The 20275-nt window shown below is 68.3% G+C and carries 13 protein-coding genes; 6 read left to right on the forward strand and 7 right to left on the reverse strand.

Annotated features, from left to right (window positions below):
• Positions 1–39 precede the first annotated feature (39 nt).
• From CV_RS07250 to CV_RS07275, 6 genes are all read right to left on the reverse strand, one after another.
• The gene (locus CV_RS07250; protein WP_043595761.1) at positions 40–3948 is read right to left on the reverse strand and encodes a non-ribosomal peptide synthetase; all 3909 of its coding nucleotides are present in this window, start codon (positions 3946–3948) and stop codon (positions 40–42) included.
• A gap of 156 nt (positions 3949–4104) precedes the next feature.
• Positions 4105–4872 (reverse strand): ABC transporter ATP-binding protein, encoded by a 768-nt coding sequence (locus tag CV_RS07255; RefSeq protein ID WP_011135039.1) that lies wholly within the window; start codon positions 4870–4872, stop codon positions 4105–4107.
• Positions 4869–5936 carry a FecCD family ABC transporter permease gene (locus CV_RS07260; protein ID WP_011135040.1) on the reverse strand — a complete coding sequence of 356 codons (1068 nt, stop codon included), beginning with the start codon at positions 5934–5936 and terminating at the stop codon, positions 4869–4871. The genes CV_RS07255 and CV_RS07260 overlap by 4 nt, the downstream gene beginning before the upstream one ends.
• Complete coding sequence (locus CV_RS07265) at positions 5933–7042, reverse strand: ABC transporter substrate-binding protein (protein ID WP_011135041.1); 1110 nt, start codon at positions 7040–7042, stop codon at positions 5933–5935. Before CV_RS07265 ends, CV_RS07260 begins: the two co-directional genes overlap by 4 nt.
• Positions 7043–7052: 10 nt before the next feature.
• On the reverse strand, positions 7053–7334 hold the full coding sequence (locus CV_RS07270) for a DUF2218 domain-containing protein (RefSeq protein ID WP_011135042.1): 282 nt from the start codon (positions 7332–7334) through the stop codon (positions 7053–7055).
• A gap of 115 nt (positions 7335–7449) precedes the next feature.
• The gene (locus CV_RS07275) at positions 7450–9549 is read right to left on the reverse strand and encodes a TonB-dependent receptor domain-containing protein (protein ID WP_011135043.1); all 2100 of its coding nucleotides are present in this window, start codon (positions 9547–9549) and stop codon (positions 7450–7452) included.
• Positions 9550–10028: 479 nt separating this feature from the next.
• Here CV_RS07275 and CV_RS07280 point away from each other — a divergent pair, with 479 nt between their 5' ends.
• The gene (locus CV_RS07280; protein WP_011135045.1) at positions 10029–12665 is read left to right on the forward strand and encodes a family 20 glycosylhydrolase; all 2637 of its coding nucleotides are present in this window, start codon (positions 10029–10031) and stop codon (positions 12663–12665) included.
• Between the two features lie 225 nt (positions 12666–12890).
• Here the strand turns inward: CV_RS07280 and CV_RS07285 are convergent, their stop codons facing one another.
• Positions 12891–13922 (reverse strand): alpha/beta fold hydrolase, encoded by a 1032-nt coding sequence (locus CV_RS07285; protein WP_011135046.1) that lies wholly within the window; start codon positions 13920–13922, stop codon positions 12891–12893.
• Positions 13923–14114: 192 nt separating this feature from the next.
• Here CV_RS07285 and CV_RS07290 point away from each other — a divergent pair, with 192 nt between their 5' ends.
• From CV_RS07290 to astD, 5 genes are all read left to right on the forward strand, one after another.
• The gene (locus tag CV_RS07290) at positions 14115–15035 is read left to right on the forward strand and encodes a LysR family transcriptional regulator (protein ID WP_011135047.1); all 921 of its coding nucleotides are present in this window, start codon (positions 14115–14117) and stop codon (positions 15033–15035) included.
• A 345-nt stretch (positions 15036–15380) separates the two neighbouring features.
• A complete protein-coding gene (locus tag CV_RS07295; protein ID WP_011135048.1) occupies positions 15381–16595 on the forward strand; it encodes an aspartate aminotransferase family protein in 1215 nt (404 codons plus the stop codon).
• 141 nt (positions 16596–16736) lie between these two features.
• Complete coding sequence (gene aruF, locus CV_RS07300) at positions 16737–17756, forward strand: arginine/ornithine succinyltransferase subunit alpha (RefSeq protein ID WP_011135049.1); 1020 nt, start codon at positions 16737–16739, stop codon at positions 17754–17756.
• Between the two features lie 11 nt (positions 17757–17767).
• On the forward strand, positions 17768–18811 hold the full coding sequence (gene astA / locus CV_RS07305) for an arginine N-succinyltransferase (protein WP_011135050.1): 1044 nt from the start codon (positions 17768–17770) through the stop codon (positions 18809–18811).
• On the forward strand, positions 18811–20271 hold the full coding sequence (astD, locus tag CV_RS07310) for a succinylglutamate-semialdehyde dehydrogenase (RefSeq protein ID WP_011135051.1): 1461 nt from the start codon (positions 18811–18813) through the stop codon (positions 20269–20271). The genes astA and astD overlap by 1 nt, the downstream gene beginning before the upstream one ends.
• Positions 20272–20275: the final 4 nt, after the last annotated feature.

The following is a 20275-nucleotide window of genomic DNA, read 5'->3' on the forward strand; positions in this document are numbered from 1 at the left end:
TATCGGGCGCGCAAGCCATGCGCGCCCGATAAAGCCATGTCACGTTCTGCGCAGACGTCTGGACAGCTCTTCGCCTATGCGGCGCATCGGCTCCGGATCGCTCATGCCGAAGTGGTCGCAATCCAGCTCCACGCAGTCCAGCCGGCCCTGCAGATAGGGCTGCCAGTCGGCCGGCGTCGGGGCGTCTTCGGGATGGCGGCCGGCGCGGAACAGCAGCATGTCGCCCCGGTAGACCGGCGTGCGGCTGCCGCGGAACAGGCGCATGCCGTGCAGCGAGGCCTGGCCCAGCTTTTCCAGCGCCTCCCGGCCCAGCGGCGCCAGCGGGCTGCCGGGGCGCAGCAGTCGCTGGTAGATGGCGTCGTTGTCCAGCGGCAGGCCGTCGGCGTCGGCGTCCACTTCGCCGTTGACGCTGAGCACCGTCACCAGCGCGTCGTGCAGCGTAGGCTCGGGCCGGCCATGCCAGCTGCTGACCGGGTAGCTGTCCATCAATGCCACCAGCTCCACCGGCTCGCCGGCGTCGGCGAGCGCGGCGGCCATCGCCTGCGCCAGCGCGCCGCCCAGCGACCAGCCCAGCAGCCGGTACGGGCCCTGCGGCTGGATGGCGCGGACGCGGGCGACGTAGTCGGCCACCATCGCGTCGAAGCTGACGGGCGGCTCGCCCTGGATGCCGGTGGCCTGCAGGCCGTAGATCGCGGTGTCCGGCAGGTGGCGCGCCAGCCCCAGGTAGCACCAGGACAGGCCTTCCGCCGGGTGCAGGCAGAACAGCGCCGGCAGCGCGCCCGGCTGGATGGTCAGCAGCGGCGCGAACTCGCCGCCCTGGCTCGCCGCGGGCGGGCGGTGGGCGGCTGGCGCGTTCAAGGCTTGCGCCAGCGCGGATACGGTGTTGTAGCTGAACAGCGCCGATACGGCGATTTCGCGCTGCAGCCGCTGGGCCAGCCGGTTGGCGGCCTGGATCGCTTGCAGCGACTTGCCGCCCATGGCGAAGAAGTTGGCGTGCGGCCCTTCCGGCATGCGGCCCAGCGCCTGGCTCCACACTTCCATGATCTGCCGCTCCAGCGGCGTCGCCTCGGCGGCCTGGGACGCGCCTTGGCCTGGCGCGTCGCCCAGGGCGGCCAGCTGCTTGCGGTCTATCTTGCCGTTGACGTTGCGCGGCAGCTGCTCCAGCCATTGCCAGCGGTCGGGAATGGCGGCGGCGGGCAGCCGTTCGGCCAGTTGGCGGCGCAGCGCGCCGGCGTCCGGTTCCGCGTCGGCGGCGAGGAAGGCTGCCAGCGCGTAGCCGCCGCCGGCCAGCGGCAGGCCGATCACGGCGGCTTCGCGCACGCCGGGGCAGGCGAGCAGCGCGTTTTCCACTTCGGCCGGGTCGATGCGCAGGCCGCTGATCTTCAGCTCCTGGTCCAGCCGGCCGAGGAAGCGCAACTGGCCGCCGCGCCAGACCGCGCGGTCGCCGGTGCGGTAGGCGCGCGGCGCGCCGGGCAGCGCGTCCAACGTCACGAAGCGGCGGGCGGTCAGTTCGTCGCGGCCCAGGTAGCCGATGGCCAGCGCGTCGCCCAGCAGGCACAGCTCGCCTTCCTCGCCCTGCGCCACCGGCCGCAGGCCGGCGTCGACGATGGCGGCGTCCACGCCGGGGCGGGGCAGGCCGATGGGGATGTCCTCGTTGCCGTCCCACACCGCGTCCGGCCCCGCCAGCGCGGCGCCGGTGGCGATGATGGAGGCCTCGGTGGGGCCGTAGCTGTTGAGCAGCGTGGCGGTTGGCAGCAGTTCGCGCCAGCGGCGCGCGCGCTCGGGCAGCGCGGCTTCGCCGCCGATGATGGCGAGGCGGACGCGGGACAGCCGGGCGGCCAGCTCCGGCGTCAGCGCGTAGGCCAACTCGTGCCAGAAGGCGGTGGGCAGGTCCAGCACGTCTATCCGCAGCCGCGCCACGGCGTCGGCGAAGGCCGGCATGGATTCCAGCATCGCGTCGTCGCGCAGCGCCAGCGTGCCGCCATGGCACAGCGCCAGGAAGATTTCCTCGATGCTGGCGTCGAAGTGCAGCGGCGCGAACTGCAGGATGCGCTCGCCGGTCCGGACGCGGTAGAGCTGGCCGGCGCTGGAGACGAAATGCGCCAGCGCGCGGTGGCCGACCAGCACGCCGTTGGGCTTGCCGGTGGAGCCGGAGGTGTAGAGCAGGTAGGCCGGGCTGTCGATGCCGGCCGCGCAGCGCTCCAGCCGCGGCGCGTCGTCGGCCGGGGCTTCGTCCAGGCACAGCGCCGGCAGCTCGCCGCATAGCTCGGCCCAGCGGCGGCGGGTCAGCGCCAGCCTGGGGCGGGCGTCGTCCAGCACCATGGCCAGGCGGGCGGCCGGGCCCTGCGGATCGAGCGGGACGTAGCAGCCGCCGGCCCACAAGGTGCCCAGGATGGCGACAATGGCGTCCACCGAGCGCGGCAGCAGGATGGCGACGCGGTCGCCGTCCTCCAGGCCATGGGCTTTCAGCCGGCCGGCCAGGGCGCGCGCCCGTTCCAGCAGCTGGCGGTAGCTGAGGGACAGTCCTTCGCCTTCCAGCGCGGCCGCGTCGGGCTGGGAACCGGCCAGCGCGGCCAGCCGTTCCATCACCGGGATGGCGGGCTGCTCCAGCGCCGGGCCTGCGAGGATGGACAGCGGGGGCAATTCAGGCAGCAATCGCGCCAGCGGCGTGTCCGGCTCGGCCTGGGCCAGCGCGTCCAGCCACTGCGGCAGATCGCGCCACAGCGCGTCCAGCCGCTCGGCCGGATAGGCGTCCGGATGGGCTTCCAGGCTCAGCCGCCACTCGGTGTTGAGCAGGTTGATGTTGATGGACAGGTCTTCCACCGGGCCGGAGCTGACCGGGCGGATGCGGCTTTCCAGCCCGTCGAACGGCGCGTGGCGGTCGAAGGGCATCAGGTTGAGCACCGGGCCGAACAGCCGCTGGCGGCCATCCAGCCGGCCCAGGTCGCCGCGCAGCCATTCGTAGCGGTAGCGCTGGTGGGGGCGGATGCCGCGCAGGCCGTCGGCGGCCTGGCGCGCGAGTTCTCCCAGGCTGCTGGCCGGATCCAGCCGCAGGCTGAGCGGCGCGATGTTCATCGCCATGCAGGGCACGCCGAGCGCGGCCGAGCCCATGCGGTTCATCACCGGCAGGCCCAGCGTGATCGCGCGCTGCCCGCAGTGCCGCGCCAGCCAGGCCGATACCGCCGCCGCGGTCCAGGCCGCCCAGTTGACGCCGCAGGCCTGGGCCGCGCGCTGCCAGGCGTCGATCTGGCCCTGGGCCAGCAGCCGGCTGGCCTTGCGCACGCCATTGGCCAGCGGCTGCGGCGGCGCCAGCGTGGCGGCGGCGGGGAAGGCTTGCTGCCGCGCGGTCCAGAAGGCCTGGTCCCGCCCGCGCTGTTCCGACGCCTGGTAGGCCTGGTCTTCCGCCAGCACCGGCTCCAGCCGCCAGTCCGGCAGCGGAGGGGCGTCCTGTCCGCGCAGCGCGGCGTTGTAGCGCGCGGCCACCACCTTGGCCAGCAGGCCGTAGGCGAAGCCGTCCAGCGCGATGTGATGCGTTTGCACATACCACAGGAAATGGCGCGGCCCCAGCTGCAGCAGCGCGCTGCGGTAGAGCGGATCGGCGGCCGGGTTGCAGGGGTGGGCCAGCGCGCGGCGCATCCAGGCCTCTGCCGCGGCTTCCGGATCGGCTTCGCCGCTCAGGTCGTGCCAGGGCAGGGGCTGGGACTGGGACGAGCGGGATTGCGGGCGCTGCCACAGCGTCTCGCCGTCGAATTCGAAGCGCATGTTCAGCGCCGGGCAGTGGGCGAGGGTTTCGGCGGCGCAGGCGCGCAGGATGCCGGCGTCCAGCGGGCCTTTGAGTTCGATGGCTTCCGCGGTCCAGTAGCCGGGATTGTCGGGGGCCAGTTGCTGGCCCATCCAGATGCCGTGCTGGGCGTAGCTGACGGGAAGGCGCGTGGGGATCTCGGTCATGAGGATGTCTGCCTGTTATTGGTTTTGGCCGCCTGGGCGGCTCCTGAGCGGAGGCTGACATCATAAATGCGATTGAATATCAATTTCAATCGCATTCTTGCGAGGGAGTGAAGATTTCAATCGGGCGGGACGGCGAGCGCCGCCCCGCCGCGGCGCTCAGCCTGCGGCCAGGCCGTCCACCAGCACGTGGGGCACGCCCTGCGTGCAGCGCTCCACCCGGCCGTTCACGCCGTACACCGCGCGCAGCGTGCCGGCGTCTATCACTTGGTCCGGGCCGCCGTTGGCCAGCAGCTTGCCGGCCTTCAGCATCAGCACCCGGTCGGTGTGGCGCAGCGCCACGTTCAGGTCGTGCAGCACGATCACCGTCACCATGCCGCGGCGGCGGGTTTCGCGCCGCAGCAGGTCCATCACGTGGAACTGGTAATTCAGGTCCAGCGCCGACAGCGGCTCGTCCAGCAGCAGCACCGCCGGCTCGCGTATCAGCGCCTGGGCGATGCCTACCAGCTGGCGCTGGCCGCCGGAGAGCTGGTCGAGAAAATGCAGCGCCAGGTGGTCGATGCCCAGCGATTGCAGCAGCGCGAACACCTGCTGGTCGTCGTGGCGGCGGAACAGGCCGGCGGCGGTGGCCTGGCCGGCCACCATCAGCGATTCGAACACCGTCAGATGCACGCAGGGCGGCAGCGTCTGCGGCAGGTAGGCCACCTCGCCGCGCTGGCGGCTGAGCGGGCGGCCGCGCAGGCGGACCAGGCCGTCGCCGCCCTGCAGGCCGGCCAGCGCGCGCAGCAGGGTGGACTTGCCGCTGCCGTTGGGGCCGAGCAGAGCGGTGACCTCGCCCGCCCGCATACAGGGGACGGACAGCTTGTCGATGACGCGGCGCTTGCCGTAGCTGACCGACAGGTTTTCGATGGACAGCTGCTCGCTCATGTCCGGCCTCCGTTGCGCAAGACGATGACGATGAAGAAGGGAATGCCCACCAGCGCGGTGACGATGCCCACCGGCACGATGACGCCGGGAATCAGGTTCTTGGTCACCACCGAGGCCATGGACAGGATGGCCGCGCCGGTCAGCGCGCTCACCGGCAGGTAGAAGCGGTGGTCCTCGCCCACCAGCCGGCGGGCGATGTGCGGCGCGATCAGGCCGATGAAGCCGATGGTGCCGACGAAGGCCACCGCCAGCGAGGTGAGCAGGCTGGCGCGCAGCAGGGCGGTCAGCCGCAGCCGGCGCACGTCGATGCCGAAGCTGGCGGCGCGGTCCTCGCCGAGGCGCAGCGCGGTCAGCCGCCAGGCGTTGGCCAGCGACCACGGCAGGATCAGCGCGAAGGCGGCGAAGATCAGGCCGATCTTTGGCCAGTCGGCGCGTGACAGGCTGCCCATCAGCCAGAACACCAGATCCTGCAGCGCGTCGGCGGTGGAGACGAATTGCAGCAGCGACACCAAGGCGTTGAAGCTGAAGAACAGCGCGATGCCGAACAGCACCACGCCGCTGGCGGCCATCCGCGTCCAGCGCGCCACCAGGTCCAGCAGCAGCGCCGAGCCCAGCGCGAACACGAAGGCGTTGACCGGCAGCATCCACGACGCCGGCACGCCGGGCAGGCTGAAGCCCAGCAGCAGCGCCAGCGCCGCGCCGAAGGCGGCGGCCGGCTGCAGGCCCAGCGTGAACGGATCGGCCAGCGGATTGTGCAGCACCGTCTGCATCTCGGCGCCGGCCAGGCCCAGCGCCAGGCCGGCGCCGACGGCGATCAGCGCGTAGGGCAGGCGGATGTCCCAGACGATGACGGCGGTGGCCGGGTCGGCGGCGGACGGCTCCAGCAGCGTGCGCCAGAACTCGGCCAGCGGCATGCCGCTGGCGCCGGTGGTGACGTCCAGCGACAGCGACAGCGACAGCAGCGCCAGCAGGCCGGCCACCAGCAGCAGCCGGCGCAGCAGCGCGCGGCGGTAGTCGCCGCTCACCGCGGCGGCGGTGAGCGGGGGCAGGGCGGAGTCGTTCATTTGCCTCCCTTGACCCAGTAGGTGCCCTGCGGCGGGATCGCCAGGAAGTCGCGGTGCAGCTGCTGCCAGCTGGCGTCGGGGTCCAGCTTGGCGAAGCGCGCCGGCTGCAGCGTCTTGGCGAAGGCTTCCAGCAGCACGATGTGGTAGGGCGTGTTGTAGAAGTGGTGCCAGGCGCCGAAAGTGCGGCCGTCGCGCACGGCGGCGAGCGCGCTCACCGGCTTGCGCGCGGCGGCGCGGGCCAGCGATGCCCGGGCCTGGGCCGGCGAGATGTCGGCGCCGAACTGGACGCCGATCTTGTCGGCCGCGTCGGCGCTGCCGGTGCCGATGTACCAGTCTGGCCTGGCGGCCAGCACGTGCTCCATGTTCACCTCGCCCACCGCGCCGGGAATCAGCTTGTCGCCGATATTGACGCCGCCGGCGGCGTCCACCAGCTCGCCCAGGCTGCCCTTGCCGGCGCTGGTCACATTGGGGAAGGCGGCGGCGCGCAGATCGAGGAAGACCTTGGGTTTCTGCTGCGCCGGGATGGCGGCCACCGTGTTGCGGATGGCGTCGATCCGGCTTTGGTAGAAGCGGATGAAGCGCTCGGCTTCGGCCTCGCGCTGCAGCGCCTTGCCCATGATGCGCAGGCTGGGCACGGTGTGCTCCAGCGGCGCGTTGCGGAAATCGACGAACACCACCGGCACCTTGGCCGCTTGCAGCTGCTGGACGATGGGGTTGTTCAGGCCCGGGCCGTGGCCGGAGATGCTGAAGATGGCGATGTCCGGCTTCAGCGTCAGCACCTTTTCGGCGCTGACCGAGTTTTCGCTGGTCTGGCCGATCAGCGGGATGCGGTCGATCTCGGGAAAGCGTTTCTTGTACTGGGCGTAGGTCTGCGGGTCCAGCTGGCGGAAATCGCCCTGCCAGCCGGCGATGCGGGCCAGCGGCTGCTTGCCTTCCAGCAGCGCCAAGGAATAGAACAGCCGGCCTTCGCCCAGCAGGATGCGGTTCACCTTGGCCGGCACTTCCACTTTGCGGCCGGCGATGTCGGTGACGGCGGCGGCCTGGGCCGACAGCGCGGCGGCTGCGATCAGCGCGGCGGCCAGCAGGCGGGAGAATCGGGTTTTCATCGGGCGTCCTTTACTTTTGCCAGTCGAGCTTGAGTTCCGGCTGCTTGGCCATCAGGCCCAGGTGCTCGTCCATGATGAATTCGATCTTGGCCAGCTTGTCGGCGGCGTCCGCCGCGCACACCATGTCCAGCGTGTCGCCCGAGCGCTGGATGTCGCAGGTGCCGATGGGGAATTGCACATGGGCGCGCTCGGTGTCGAAATCCACCGGCACTTTCAGCGCGTAGTGCTTGCACAGCTTGTACAGCACCTTGTCGGCGTGGGCGGTGGTGAGGGAAGCGCGGCTGCTCAGCATGATGTTTGCTCCATTCTTTTAAACGGGAACAGGCAGTTGGCGGACCAAGGGGGTCCGGCAACTGCCGTGCGTGGCTTCCCACCCGCTTTCGAGGAGCGGACGGGGAGCGCGGGGTTTAGAACTTGCCGGTCAGGGTCAGCCAATAGCGGCGGCCCTCGTCGACCATCCAGTTGCCGTCCAGGCCGCCATCGCGGGCGCGGTCGTCGATGGCCACCTTGCGGTCGCCGACGTTGAACACAGCGAAATTGACGTCGAAGGTCTTGTTGATGCGGTAAGTGCCGCCCAGGTCCCAGGTGCTGGAGCCGCCGCGGGTGCGGGCGACGTTGGCGCCGTTGCGGAAGCCGGTGTAGTACTGCTTGCCTTCGAAGTTCAGGCGGGTATAGAGGTCAAGCTTCTCCACCGGGTTCCAGGCCAGCTTGACGTTGCCGGCGTGCTCCGGCGTCTTGTCCAGCGGCATGCCTTCCAGCGACTGGCCGGAGTAGCTGGTTTCCTTGCCGCCGTGGCGTTTGGACTTGGTGTAGGTGTAGTTGCCGGATACGGTCCAGCGTGGCGCGAACGTCCAGTTGCCGGAGAGCTCCAGGCCGCGGATGTTCACCGAGTCGACATTGCCGTAAACATAGACGCGCGCCGGTTTGCCCTTTGCGATCAGCTGATTGGTGAACTGGTCGGTGCCGTAGCTGACCACTTTGTTCTTGAAGTCGTTGTAGAACAGCGTGGCGTTGGCGCTCAGGTCTTGGTTGTTGTCGAAGTGCAGGCTGGCCTCGTAGGAGGTGCTTTCTTCCGGCTTCAGATTGGAATTGCCGCACAGCAGGCCGGTTTCCACCTGGCTGCCGGTGCGCATGCAGTAACCGTCGGTGCTCTGGCGTATGGTCGGGGCCTTGAAGCCCTTGCCGACGCCGCCTTTCAAAGTCCATTGCGAGTTCAGTTGCTCGACCAGGTACAGACGCGGCGTGAAGTGGCTGCCGAACACGCTGTGATGGTCAAGGCGGCCACCGCCAGTCAATTTCAGGCTGTCGGTAAGGTCATAGGTATCCTCGGCGAACAGTGCCCAGGTATTTACGGTGACCTTATCCGGGTTCTGCGTGCCGACATATTTGAACGGCGGTTTCAGCGCTTCCTGGGCTCGCAGGCTGGAACCCACTTGTTGGCCGACCTGTGTACCGATCTTCAGCGTGTGGCGATCGAACAGGAAGGACAGCTGGCCATCCAGCGTAGTATTGGTAATCTTCAGATCCGTGCCGTCGTTGATATTGTTTGTGTCGGAACTGGATTTTTCGATTTCCTGATAGAGCGCCAGATTCGAGCGCACGATGCCGTACTTGCCGTTGTGGCTCAGGCTCCAGTGGTCTCGCTGGTCCAATTGATCATATTTGTCGGATGTGAGGGCGAGGGTTTTGCCCGGCGTCGTGGTTTTGCGCAATTCATTGTGGCCGGCCTCGAAGGTGATCTCATGATCTTTGTTCGGGGTAAAGCTCAGCTTGGCGTTGAAGTCGCCCAGATGGGCGGCATCTTTGCCGCCATCGCGGCTTCGGGCGTAGTAAATATTATCTTCCGCCTGATTGTTCAGCGCGCCGTACAGTTGCAGCGACAGCAGGTCTTTCACCAGCGGGCCGCCGACCCAGAAGCTGCTCTGGCCGGTGTTGCCTTCATCGGCGTGCTCGGTGATGGTGCCGCCCAGCGTCATCGAACCGTGCCATTCCTTGGGCGATTTGCGGGTGATGATGTTGACCACGCCGCCCATCGCGTCGGAGCCGTACAGCGACGACATCGGGCCGCGCACCACTTCGATGCGCTCGATCGCCTCCATCGGCGGGATCTGGTACTGCTGGAAACCGCCGGTGCCACGGCTGCGGGCCTCGCGGGTGTTCTGGCGGCGGCCGTCCACCAAGATCAATGTGTATTCGCCGGGCATGCCGCGGATGGAGATGTCCTTGTCGGCGGGGCCGGAGCCGTTGATGTTGACGCCTTCCAGATCCTGGATCGCGTCGGCCAGGTTGGTGAACGGTTTCTTTTCCAGCTCTTCGCGGGTGATCACCGAAATGCTGGCCGGGGCTTCCTTGATTTTCTGCTCGTAGCCGGTGGCGGTCACCACCACCGAGGGCAGCACGGCTTCGGCGGCGTGCGCGGCGGGCAGGTAGAGGGCGCCGACGGCGGCGGACAGCATGGCCAGGCGGAAGGCCGGGCGCGCGAGGTGCGGGGAGCGCTTGTTTTTCATTGTGTTGGTCATACCCAGAGTGTTCATCACGGAACGCATATCCAATTGGCAAGCTGGCTGGCGCATCGCAAGCCGTTCCGATCATGGCGTCGGATTAGATTTGCGCAATGAATGTCAATTGAGCTAACCATTATTACATCGACTTAATGAGAACACAAATAGGAATCGTTTTTATTTCAGGCGAATGGAGCGGCGAGAAGGCGGACGGCGCATCCGCGATGGCTGGCTGGAACGCGGCGACATGGAATTGGCTTTAAATTTCATCATGTTGCGTGGCCATGGCGCTTGGTTTGGACTTCTGTGCCATTTCCGCAAGCCTGTTGCGCAAAGTTTGCATTGCAGCAGTCCTAATTGGCAGTACCGCTTGCGCGCTACTGTGAATACCAATTAAATACCAATTCCGTTCGCATCGCGGGCGAGGGCGGCGGCTCGGGCAGGCAAGCCCGGAATGCCATGGTGGATATGCAAGGGAGTGGACGATGAACGTGAAGCGATTGCTGGGCGCGGCCGTGCTGGCCGCCTTGTCGGCGTGGGCGTGGGCCGCGCCGGATGCGGCGGCGCTGGGGCAGAGCCTGTCGCTGAAAATTGCGGTGGACAGCAACAAGGGCGCGGCCGCCGGCGCGCCGTGCGCCGACCTGGGGGCGGACTGGGCATCCTGCCTGAAGGGGCGGCTGATCCTGGAAAACAAGGGCGGGCAGGCGGTGCCGGCCGGCGGCGGCTGGAACCTGTATCTGCACAGCATCCGCCGCATCCTGAAGCTGGACACGCCGCAGTTCACCCTCCGCCACATCACCGGCGACCTGTACCAGATCACCCCCACCGCCGCCTTCCAGGGCCTGGCGCCGGGGCAGAAGCTGGAGCTGCCGCTGATAGACGAATACTGGATCCTGCAGGAAAGCGACGTGCTGCCGCGCCCCTACGTGACGGTGGACGGCCAGCCGCCGGCGTTGCTGCGGCATGACAGCAGCGACGAGGCCAGCTATTTGCTGCCCTTGAGCGGCGACAACTGGAAAAACCCGGCCGGCGAGCTGCGGCCGCTGGCCACGCCGGAGCAGCGTTACCGCGCCTTCAGCCTGCGCGGGACGCAGCTGTCGGCGGCGCAGGCGGCCAACCGGACCATCCCTGCGGTGCGGCGTCAGCAGCTGGGCGGCGGCGAGCTCTTGGTGCGCGGCGTCAGCCTGAACCTGTCCGGCGTCAGCCCGGCGCAGCAGGACGCGCTGGCCGGGCGCGCGGCGCAGCTGGAGCTGCGCGCGGGCGGCACGCGGGTGGAGGGCGGCGTGGTCGGCGCCAAGCTGCCGGCCGACATCGCCGTGCCCGGCGGCTACCGGCTGCTGATCGGCCAGCAGGGCGTGAAGGTGGAAGGCTTCGACGCCGCCGGCGTGTTCTACGGCGTGCAGACGCTGCTGGGCCTGCTGCCGCAGGGCGGCGGCCAGGTGCGCTGGATGACGGTGGAAGATGCGCCGCGCTACGCCCACCGCGGCTTCATGGCCGACCTGGCGCGCAACTTCAAGCAGCCGGCCACGGTGCGCCGCCTGATAGACCAGATGGCCGCCTACAAGCTCAACAAGCTGCACCTGCACCTGTCCGACGACGAGGGCTGGCGCTTGCAGATTCCCGGACTGCCGGAGCTGACCGAGGTCGGCGCGCGCCGCTGCCACGACTTGAGCGAAACCCAGTGCCTGGTGCCGCAGCTGGGCTCCGGGCCGGCCAACCAGTCCGGCGGCGGCTATCTCTCCCGCGCCGACTACATCGCGCTGGTGAGCTATGCTCAGGCCCGTTTCATCGAGGTGATCCCGGAGTTCGACATGCCGGCGCACGCCCGCGCCGCGGTGGTGTCGATGGAGGCGCGCTACCGCAAGCTGATCGCGCAAGGCCAGCCGCAGGCGGCGTCCGAATACCGGCTGCTGGACCCGCAAGACCAGTCCAATACGCTGTCGGTGCAGTTCTACGACCGCCGCACCTATCTCAATCCCTGCGTGCCGGGCAGCGGCCGCTTCGTGTCCAAGCTGGTGTCCGAGGTGGCGCAGATGCACCGAGAGGCCGGCCAGCCGCTGCAGACCTGGCACTTCGGCGGCGACGAGGCCAAGAACATCCTGCTGGGCTCCGGCTTCCAGGACGCCAGCGGCAGCGATCCGGGCAAGGGCAAGGTCAATATGGCGCAGCAGGACAAGCCCTGGGGCCGTTCGCCGGCCTGCCAGGCGCAGATCGCCAAGGGTAAATTGAAGAGCGTGGACGAGCTGCCGCTGCGCTTCGCGCGCGAGGCCAGCCGCATCGTCTCCGCCCAGGGCATCCCGACGATGGCGGCCTGGCAGGACGGCGTGGCCGGCTCCGGCGGCGCGTCCGATTTCGCCACCCGCAACACCATGGTCACCGAATGGGACACGCTGTACTGGGGCGCGGCGCAGGCGGCCAGCGGCTACGCCGCCAAGGGCTTCAAGACCGTGCTGGCGCTGCCGGACTACCTGTACTTCGACTTCCCCTACGAGCTGAACCCGCGCGAGCACGGCTATTACTGGGCCTCGCGCGACACCGACAGCTACAAGGTGTTCAGCTTCGCGCCGGACAACCTGCCGCAAAACGCCGAAGTGATGCCGGACCGCCAGGGCCAGCCGTTCGCGGTGACCAGCACCGCCGCGCCGGCGCAATACGCCGGCATCCAGGGCCAGGCCTGGACCGAGGTGATGCGCACCGACGCCGAGTTCGAAGCCATGGTCTACCCGCGCCTGCTGGCGTTGGCCGAGCGCGCCTGGCACAAGGCGGGGTGGGAACGGCCGTACAAGGCGGGCGAAACCTATCAACTGGGCGTCACCAAACTGGTGGACAAGGCGGCGCTGAACGCCGACTGGCAGCAGTTCGCCGCGGTGCTGGGCTGGCGCGAGGCGCCCAAGCTGGAGCGCGCCGGCATAGGCTACCGGGTGTCGATGCCGGCGGTGCTGCCGGGTTCCGGCGGCGTGTCGGTGACGACCGAATGGCCAGGCGCGCGGCTGCAGTACTCGAGCGACGGCCATGGCTGGCAAACCTACCAGCCGGGCCAGCAGGTGCAGGCGCGCTACTGGCGTGGCATCACCCAGGACGGCCGCCGCGCCGGCAGGGTGGAGACCGTGTCCGGGCAGTGAGCGGCAGGGTGCGCGGGCAAGACGCTGGCCCGCGGTTTGAGAGCCGGACGCATCCGGTGAATGCCTGGTGTGCTTGGCAAGAGACGGCGGGCCTGCTGGTCCGCCGTTTTCTTTGGTGCGGGCGGTCGGCTTCGCCACGCCGCTGAGCGCGCAGGCTTAAGGTCACGTCGGCCAGTCATGGCCATGCGTTGACAGGGTTGTTGTCGGTCATCGGCGGCGTCTCGCTCAGAGGTGATCGACCTCGATCATCGCATCGGCGAAGGCGCGCGGCGCTTCCTGCGGCAGGTTGTGTCCCACGCCGCCGCGGATCAGCAGGTGCTTGTACTTGCCGGTGAAGCGCTTGGCGTACGCGGCCGGCTCGGGGTGCGGCGCGCCGTTGGCGTCGCCCTCCATGGTGATGGTCGGCACCGCGATGGCGGGGAAGGTGGCCAGGCGCGCTTCCCAGTCGGCGTACTTGGCTTCGCCGGTTTCCAGGCCCAGGCGCCAGCGATAGTTGTAGAGAGTGACGGCGACGTGGTCCGGGTTGTCCAGCGCCGCGGCGCTGCGCTCGAAGACGGCGTCGTCGAAATGCCACCGCGGCGAGGCGGTTTGCCAGATCAGCCTGGCGAAATCGCGATGGTTCTTGTCGTAGCCGGCGCGGCCGCGCTCGGTGGCGAAGTAGAACTGGTACCACCATTGCAGCTCGGCCTTGGGCGGCAACGGTTGCTTGCCGGCTTCCTGGCTGCCTATCAGGTAGCCGCTGACGGCAACCAGCCCCTTCACCCGCTGCGGCCACAGCGCGGCGACGATGTCGGCGGAGCGCGCGCCCCAGTCGTAGCCGGCGAGGATGGCCTTGTCTATCTTCAGCGCGTCCATCAACGCGACGACGTCGGAAGCCAGCGCCGCCGGCTGGCCGTTGCGCACGGCGCCTGCGTCGCGAAAGCGCGTGCTGCCGTAGCCGCGCAGGTATGGCACGATCACGCGGTAGCCGGACCGGGTCAGCATCGGGACGACGTCGATGAAGCTGTGGATGTCGTACGGCCAGCCGTGCAGCAGGATGACAGCCGGGCCGTCGGCCGGGCCTTCGTCGACGTAGCCGATGTTCAGCGCGCCGGCGTCGATCTGCCTGATGGTTTTGAAGGTGGGCAGCGCTTGCGCTGCGATCGCCGTGGCGTCCGGCGCGGCGTTGGTTGTTTCCGCCAGCGCGAACGCGCCCGCCAGGGAAAGCGCGATTGCGGCGAGGAGGTTGCGGCGCTTGCTGTCGATGGTTTTTTTCATCTTGTTTCACCTGTGGTGGTTGGGTGGGGTATCGCGCATCCATGGAGCGGGATGACCGGCGCTGCGCGCTGGCGTCGTTCGGCCGGCGCTCCGGGCAGGTGGCCTCACTATGCCAACTTGCTGATCTCACAGGAATAGCAACAATGCGCACACTTCGTTGCTCCATGAGCAACACAAAGCCGGAGCCTGAGCATGCGGGACATCAATCAACAACGGCTGCGCTATTTCCGGGAGGTGCTGCGGCACGGCTCGATACGCGGCGCGGCCGACAGCCTCAACACCTCGCCGTCGGTGATCACGCGCCAGATCAAATTGCTGGAGGACGAGCTGGACGCCGTACTGTTCGAACGCGCGGCGCGCGGAGTCAGGCCGACCGAGGCCGCCGCGCATCTGCTGGAATATTGGCGCGGCTGCCGCTCGCACCAGGAGCAATTGGAAGACCAGTTGCTGGCCCTGAAAGGGCTGCGGCAAGGGCAGGTGCGGCTGGCGATCAGCGAAGGGTATGTCGACGCCTTGGTCGACGAGGTGCTGACCCCGTTCTGCCGGCAATATCCGCAACTTGAAATCGGGCTGGAGATGTGGCCGGTCGACGATCTGCTGCGCGAAGTGGCGGAAGGGCGCGCGCACATCGGCCTGGCCTACAATCCGCCCGCGCATCCCCACATCGAATATCGCGCCAGCTCCGCGCAGCCGGTCGTGCTGCTGGCCCGGCCGGACCATCCGCTGGCGCAGCGGGGCGGTTCCGCCTGCATCGCAGACCTGCTGTCCTACCCGCTGGCCTTGATGCCGCCGGCGTTCGGCATCGGCCACGCGGTCAGGATGCTGGAATTCGCCGAGGGCATCCGGATTCGCCCGGCGCTGACCACCAATTCGCTGTCCGCGCTTAAGCGCATCGTCGCCGCCGACAACTTTGTCGCGCTGATCGGCGAGTTCGCCGCTTACCGCGAGCTGCTGGCCGGCGAATTGACCGTCGTGCCGATCGACCATCCGCTGCTGCAAGGAGCCAAGGCCAGGCTGCTGGTCAAGGCAGGCCGTCCGCTGGCGGCCGCGCCCCGTGAGTTGCTCGCCTGGATTGAGCGACGGATGTCGATGTTCGCTCTGCCCGCGGGCTAGGCCCCAGGCGCGCGTCGCCGCTGCCGGCGGGCGGCGATGCTTTTGCATGGTGGTAGACTGTTCCGGAATGAAGTGGTGGGAGGCGTTCTCAATGTTTGGCTGCGTCCCGGCCTTTTTTTCCGCTTGGCGACGCGCGGTGGCGAGCGGGCGGGAGGTCTGGCGTGAGAATTGGATATTGCTGATTGTCAAACATAAAACTGCGTTTGGGCGGGTGGTTTTTGTACGGCAGTGTCGCAAACAGGATAGTGACTTCTCGTCCGCTTCCTTTAGAATCGATCGAGCATGTAAAAACAGCCGCGCGCAAAAAGCGTTGGCGCACGACAGAACAAGGAAGGAAAACCATCAATGAGCAATTCGGTAACCCGCGCTGATTTCGACCAGGTCATGGTCCCCAACTACGGCCCGGCCGGCTTCATCCCGGTGCGCGGCGAAGGCTCCCGCATCTGGGACCAGGACGGCCGCGAATTCGTCGATCTGGCCGGCGGCATCGCCGTCAACTCGCTGGGCCATTGCCATCCGGAATTGGTGGCCGCGCTGACCGAGCAGGCGAACAAGCTGTGGCACGTGTCCAACGTGTTCACCAATGAGCCGGCGCTGAAGCTGGCCAGCCTGCTGGTGGAAAAGACCTTCGCCGAGCGCGTGTTCTTCTGCAACTCCGGCGCCGAGGCCAACGAGGCCGCGTTCAAGCTGGCGCGCAAATACGCTCATGACAACTTCGGCGCGGACAAGAACCAGATCCTGTCCTGCGTCAATTCCTTCCATGGCCGCACCCTGTTCACCGTCAGCGTGGGCGGCCAGCCCAAATACACCGAAGGCTTCGGCCCGGTGCCGGGCGGCATCGATCATTTCGAATTCAACAATATCGAATCGCTGAAAGCAGCCATTTCCGACCGCACTTGCGCGGTGGTGATCGAGCCCATCCAGGGCGAGAGCGGCGTGCTGCCGGCCGATCCGGCTTTCCTGAAGGCCGCGCGCGAGCTGTGCGACCAGCACAACGCGCTGCTGATCTTTGACGAAGTGCAAAGCGGCATGGGCCGCACCGGCGCACTGTACGCCTACCAGCAGTACGGCGTGACGCCCGACATCCTGTCCTCGGCCAAGGGCATCGGCGGCGGCTTCCCGATCGGCGCGATGCTGACCACCGAGAAAGTGGCCAAGAGCTTCGGCATCGGCAGCCACGGCTCCACTTACGGCGGCAACCCGCTGGCCTGTGCGGTGGCCCACAAAGTGGTGTCCATCGTTAGCTCCCCCGAGGTGCTCGCCGGCGTCGAGGCGCGCCACAAGCGCCTGGTGGCCGGCCTGGAGGCGATCAACGCCAAATACAAGGTGTTCAAGCAGGTGCGCGGCAAGGGCCTGTTGATCGGTTGCGTGCTGACCGACGAATACAACGGCCGCGCGCGCGAATTCCTGAAGGCTGCCGAGAAGCAGCAGCTGATGATTCTGGTGGCGGGCCTGAGCGTGCTGCGCCTGGCGCCGTCGCTGGTGATCAGCGATGCGGACATCGCCGAGGGCCTGAAGCGCCTCGACGCCGCCATCGCCGATCTGCAATCCGCCAAGTAAGCCCAGCAAGGCCGCGCCGCATGGCTCGCCATGCGGCTTCCCCGACCAAGACGCAAACGCCACGACCCCGCTCCGGCCGGGTCGCGGCTGCGGCTGCGCCCGAAATACGCGCGGCCGCCCCCAACCCAGGGAGGTAGTCCCATGTTCACCGTGCGTCCCGTCCGCACCTCGGACCTGCCGGCGATCGAGCGGCTGGCGCAAGCCAGCGGCATCGGCGTCACCAGCCTGCCGAGCAACCGCGAGAAGCTGTTCGAACGCATCCAGCAGTCGGTCAGCGCCTTCGAGCACGAAGCCAGCGGCGAATCCAGCCGCGATTACTACATGTTCGTGCTGGAGCAGGGCGGCAATGTGGTCGGCACCGCGTCGATCTGCGCGTCGGCCGGCTTCGACGAGCCCTTCTACAGCTACCGCAGCGAAACCGCGGTGCATGCGTCCCGCGCGCTGAAGGTCAACAACCGCATCCACGTGCTCAACATCTGCCACGACCTGACCGGCACCGTGCAGCTGTGCGGCTTCTACGTCGACAGCGGACTGGAGGCGATGGCCGCCGAACTGATGTCGCGCGCGCGGCTACTGTTCATCGCCGGTGAGCGCGAGCGCTTCGGCCGCCGCATCATCGCCGAAATGCAGGGCGTGCACGACGACGCCGGCCAGTCGCCGTTCTGGAACGCCATCGGCCGCCGCTTCTTCAACCTGGACTTCCTGCAGGTGGAGCAGGCCTTCGTCAGCCACAGCAAGACCTTCATCGCCGAGCTGATGCCCAGCTACCCGATCTACGTGCCGCTGCTGCCGGACGAGGCGCAGCAGGCCATCGGCCAGATCCATCCGCATTTCGAGCGCGTCTGCCAGCTGCTGTGCAACGAGGGCTTCGAGGCCGACAACTACCTGGACATCTTCGACGGCGGCGCGGTGCTGACCGCCGAGCTGGACCGGCTGAAGACCGTGGAGCACAGCCGCAGCTACCCGGTGGAAATCCAGGCCAGCCTGCCAGCTCAGGCCAGCCTGCAGCTGGTCAGCAACCAGCGCCTGGCCGACTTCGCCGCCACCGCCGCCCGCGTGGCGGTGGTGGACGGCGTTGCCTTCATCAATCCCGACGCGGCCAAGGCGCTGGGCGTGTCCAGCGGCGACGCGGTGCGCGTCGCCGGTTTGCAGCAAGTCTAAGGAGCCTGGCCATGATGTTTATCCGTCCCGTTGAACACAAGGACTTGCCCGGCCTGATGGACCTGGCCCGGAGCGCCGCCAGCGGCGGCGTCGGCCTCACCTCGCTGCCGATCAACGAAGATCGGCTGCAGAAGCGCATCGCCCGCTCGGTGCTGTCCTTCGCCGGCGAGCTGGACCGCGCCGACCACGGCTACGTCTTTGTGCTGGAGGATTCGGCCAACAGCAAGGTGGCCGGCATCTGCGCGGTGGAAGCCGCCGTCGGCCTGAAGGAGCCCTGGTACAACTACCGCATCGGCACCATCGTCCACGCGTCGGAAGAACTGGGCGTGTACAGCCGCCACGAAACCCTGTTCCTGTCCAACGACCACACCGGCTATTCCGAGCTGTGCACGCTGTATCTGCACCCGGATTACCGCGTCAAGCGCAACGGCGGCCTGCTGTCCAAGAGCCGTTTCCTGTTCCTGGCGCAGTTCCCGCAGCTGTTTGGCAAGATGGTGGTGGCGGAGATGCGCGGCGTGTCCGACGAGAACGGCCGCTCGCCGTTCTGGGAGGCGCTGGGCCGCCACTTCTTCTCCATCGATTTCGCCGAGGCCGACTACCTGACCGGCATCGGCCAGAAGGCCTTCGTCGCCGAGCTGATGCCCAAGCACCCGGTCTATGTCGACTTCCTGCCGCCCGAGGCGCAAGCGGTGATCGGCCTGACCCACGAGGCCACCCGCCCGGCGGTGGCGATGCTGGAGTCGGAAGGCTTCCGCTACGAGGGCTATGTCGACATCTTCGACGCCGGCCCGACCGTGCAGGCCTACACCGGCGACATCCGCGCGGTGAAGGAAAGCCAGCGCCTGCCGGCGCGCGTCGTCGATCCGCTGCCGGACGGCGACAAGGAATGCTATCTGGTCTGCAACGACGCCCTGCAGGACTACCGCGCGGTGCTGGTGGAGTCTGCGCGGCCGCAGGGCGAATTCTGCCTGACGCCGGATCTGGCGCGGGTGCTCAAGGTTAAGGATGGCGATCACGTGCGCTGCGTGACGCTGACGCCGAAGGAGGCAGTGTAATGAGCAGTCTGTTCATCGATGGCAAATGGCTGGCCGGAGACGGCGAAGCCATGGCCAAGACCAATCCGGCCGACAACGCGCCGCTGTGGCAGGGCCGCGCCGCCAGCGCCGCCCAGGTGGACGCCGCCGTGCGCGCCGCCCGCGCCGCCTTCCCGGCATGGGCGCGCATGGGCCTGGAAGAACGCGCCAAAGTGGTGCGCCGCTTCGGCGAGCGGCTGACCGAGCGCAAGGCCGAGCTGGCCCGCGTCATCGCCCAGGAAACCGGCAAGCCGCTGTGGGAGGCGACGACCGAAGTCACCACCATGGTCGGCAAGATCGACATCTCGCTGAAGGCGCTGGCCGAGCGCACCGGCGAGCGCGCCGCGGCGATGGGCGACGCCCAGGCGGTGCTGCGCCACAAGCCGCACGGCGTGGTGGCGGTGTTCGGCCCCTACAACTTCCCCGGCCACCTGCCCAACGGCCACATCGTGCCGGCGCTGCTGGCCGGCAACTCGGTGATCTTCAAGCCGTCCGAGCTGACGCCGTGGACCGCCGAGGAGACCGTCAAGCTGTGGGCCGAAGCCGGCTTGCCGGCCGGCGTGATCGGCCTGGTGCAAGGCGCGAAGGATACCGGCGTGGCGCTGGCCGGCCACGAGGGTCTGGACGGCCTGTTCTTCACCGGCAGCTCCGCCACCGGCGCGCTGCTGCACAAGCAGTTCTCCGGCCGCCCGGACAAGATCCTGGCGCTGGAAATGGGCGGCAACAATCCGCTGATCGTAGGCGAAGTGGCCGACGTCGACGGCGCGGTCCACCACGTGATCCAGTCCGCCTTCGTCTCCGCCGGCCAGCGCTGCACCTGCGCGCGCCGTTTGCTCGTTCCGCAAGGCGAGTGGGGCGACGCCTTTGTCGCCCGCCTGGTGGAAGTGGCCGGCAAGCTGCGCGTCGGCAAGTTCGACGCCGAGCCGGCGCCCTTCCTGGGCGCGGTGATCTCCAATGCCGCCGCCGACGCGCTGCTGAAGGCGCAGGACGATCTGGTCGCCGCCGGCGGCACGCCGCTGCTGGCGATGCGCAGGCTGGAAGAGGGCGCGGCGATGCTGACGCCGGGCATCATCGACACCACCGCCGCAGTCCGCCCGGACGAGGAGTTCTTCGGTCCGCTGCTGCAGGTGATCCGCTACGCCGATTTCGACCAGGCCATCGCCATCGCCAACGACACCCGCTTCGGCCTGGCCGGCGGCGTGCTGTCCGACAGCCGCGAGCTGTACGACCGCTACTGGCTGGAGTCCCGCGCCGGCGTGGTCAACTGGAACAAGCCCTTGACCGGTGCTTCCAGCGCCGCGCCCTTCGGCGGCATAGGCGCGTCCGGCAACCACCGCCCCAGCGCCTACTACGCGGCCGACTACTGCGCCTACCCGGTGGCCTCGCTGGAGTGCGACAGCCTGGCGCTGCCGGCCCAGCTGTCGCCCGGCATCGTGCTGTGAGGGG

The organism is Chromobacterium violaceum ATCC 12472, from assembly GCF_000007705.1.
Taxonomy (GTDB): Bacteria; Pseudomonadota; Gammaproteobacteria; order Burkholderiales; family Chromobacteriaceae; genus Chromobacterium; species Chromobacterium violaceum.

Coding starts and splice junctions, on each gene's coding strand:
- CV_RS07295 (WP_011135048.1), top strand. CDS start 15,381: ATGAGCAATTCGGTAACCCGCGCTGATTTCGACCAGGTCATGGTCCCC.
- CV_RS07290 (WP_011135047.1), top strand. CDS start 14,115: ATGCGGGACATCAATCAACAACGGCTGCGCTATTTCCGGGAGGTGCTG.
- CV_RS07270 (WP_011135042.1), bottom strand. CDS start 7,334: ATGCTGAGCAGCCGCGCTTCCCTCACCACCGCCCACGCCGACAAGGTG.
- CV_RS07265 (WP_011135041.1), bottom strand. CDS start 7,042: ATGAAAACCCGATTCTCCCGCCTGCTGGCCGCCGCGCTGATCGCAGCC.
- CV_RS07260 (WP_011135040.1), bottom strand. CDS start 5,936: ATGAACGACTCCGCCCTGCCCCCGCTCACCGCCGCCGCGGTGAGCGGC.
- CV_RS07250 (WP_043595761.1), bottom strand. CDS start 3,948: ATGACCGAGATCCCCACGCGCCTTCCCGTCAGCTACGCCCAGCACGGC.
- astD (WP_011135051.1), top strand. CDS start 18,811: ATGAGCAGTCTGTTCATCGATGGCAAATGGCTGGCCGGAGACGGCGAA.
- aruF (WP_011135049.1), top strand. CDS start 16,737: ATGTTCACCGTGCGTCCCGTCCGCACCTCGGACCTGCCGGCGATCGAG.
- CV_RS07255 (WP_011135039.1), bottom strand. CDS start 4,872: ATGAGCGAGCAGCTGTCCATCGAAAACCTGTCGGTCAGCTACGGCAAG.
- astA (WP_011135050.1), top strand. CDS start 17,768: ATGATGTTTATCCGTCCCGTTGAACACAAGGACTTGCCCGGCCTGATG.
- CV_RS07285 (WP_011135046.1), bottom strand. CDS start 13,922: ATGAAAAAAACCATCGACAGCAAGCGCCGCAACCTCCTCGCCGCAATC.
- CV_RS07275 (WP_011135043.1), bottom strand. CDS start 9,549: ATGAAAAACAAGCGCTCCCCGCACCTCGCGCGCCCGGCCTTCCGCCTG.
- CV_RS07280 (WP_011135045.1), top strand. CDS start 10,029: ATGAACGTGAAGCGATTGCTGGGCGCGGCCGTGCTGGCCGCCTTGTCG.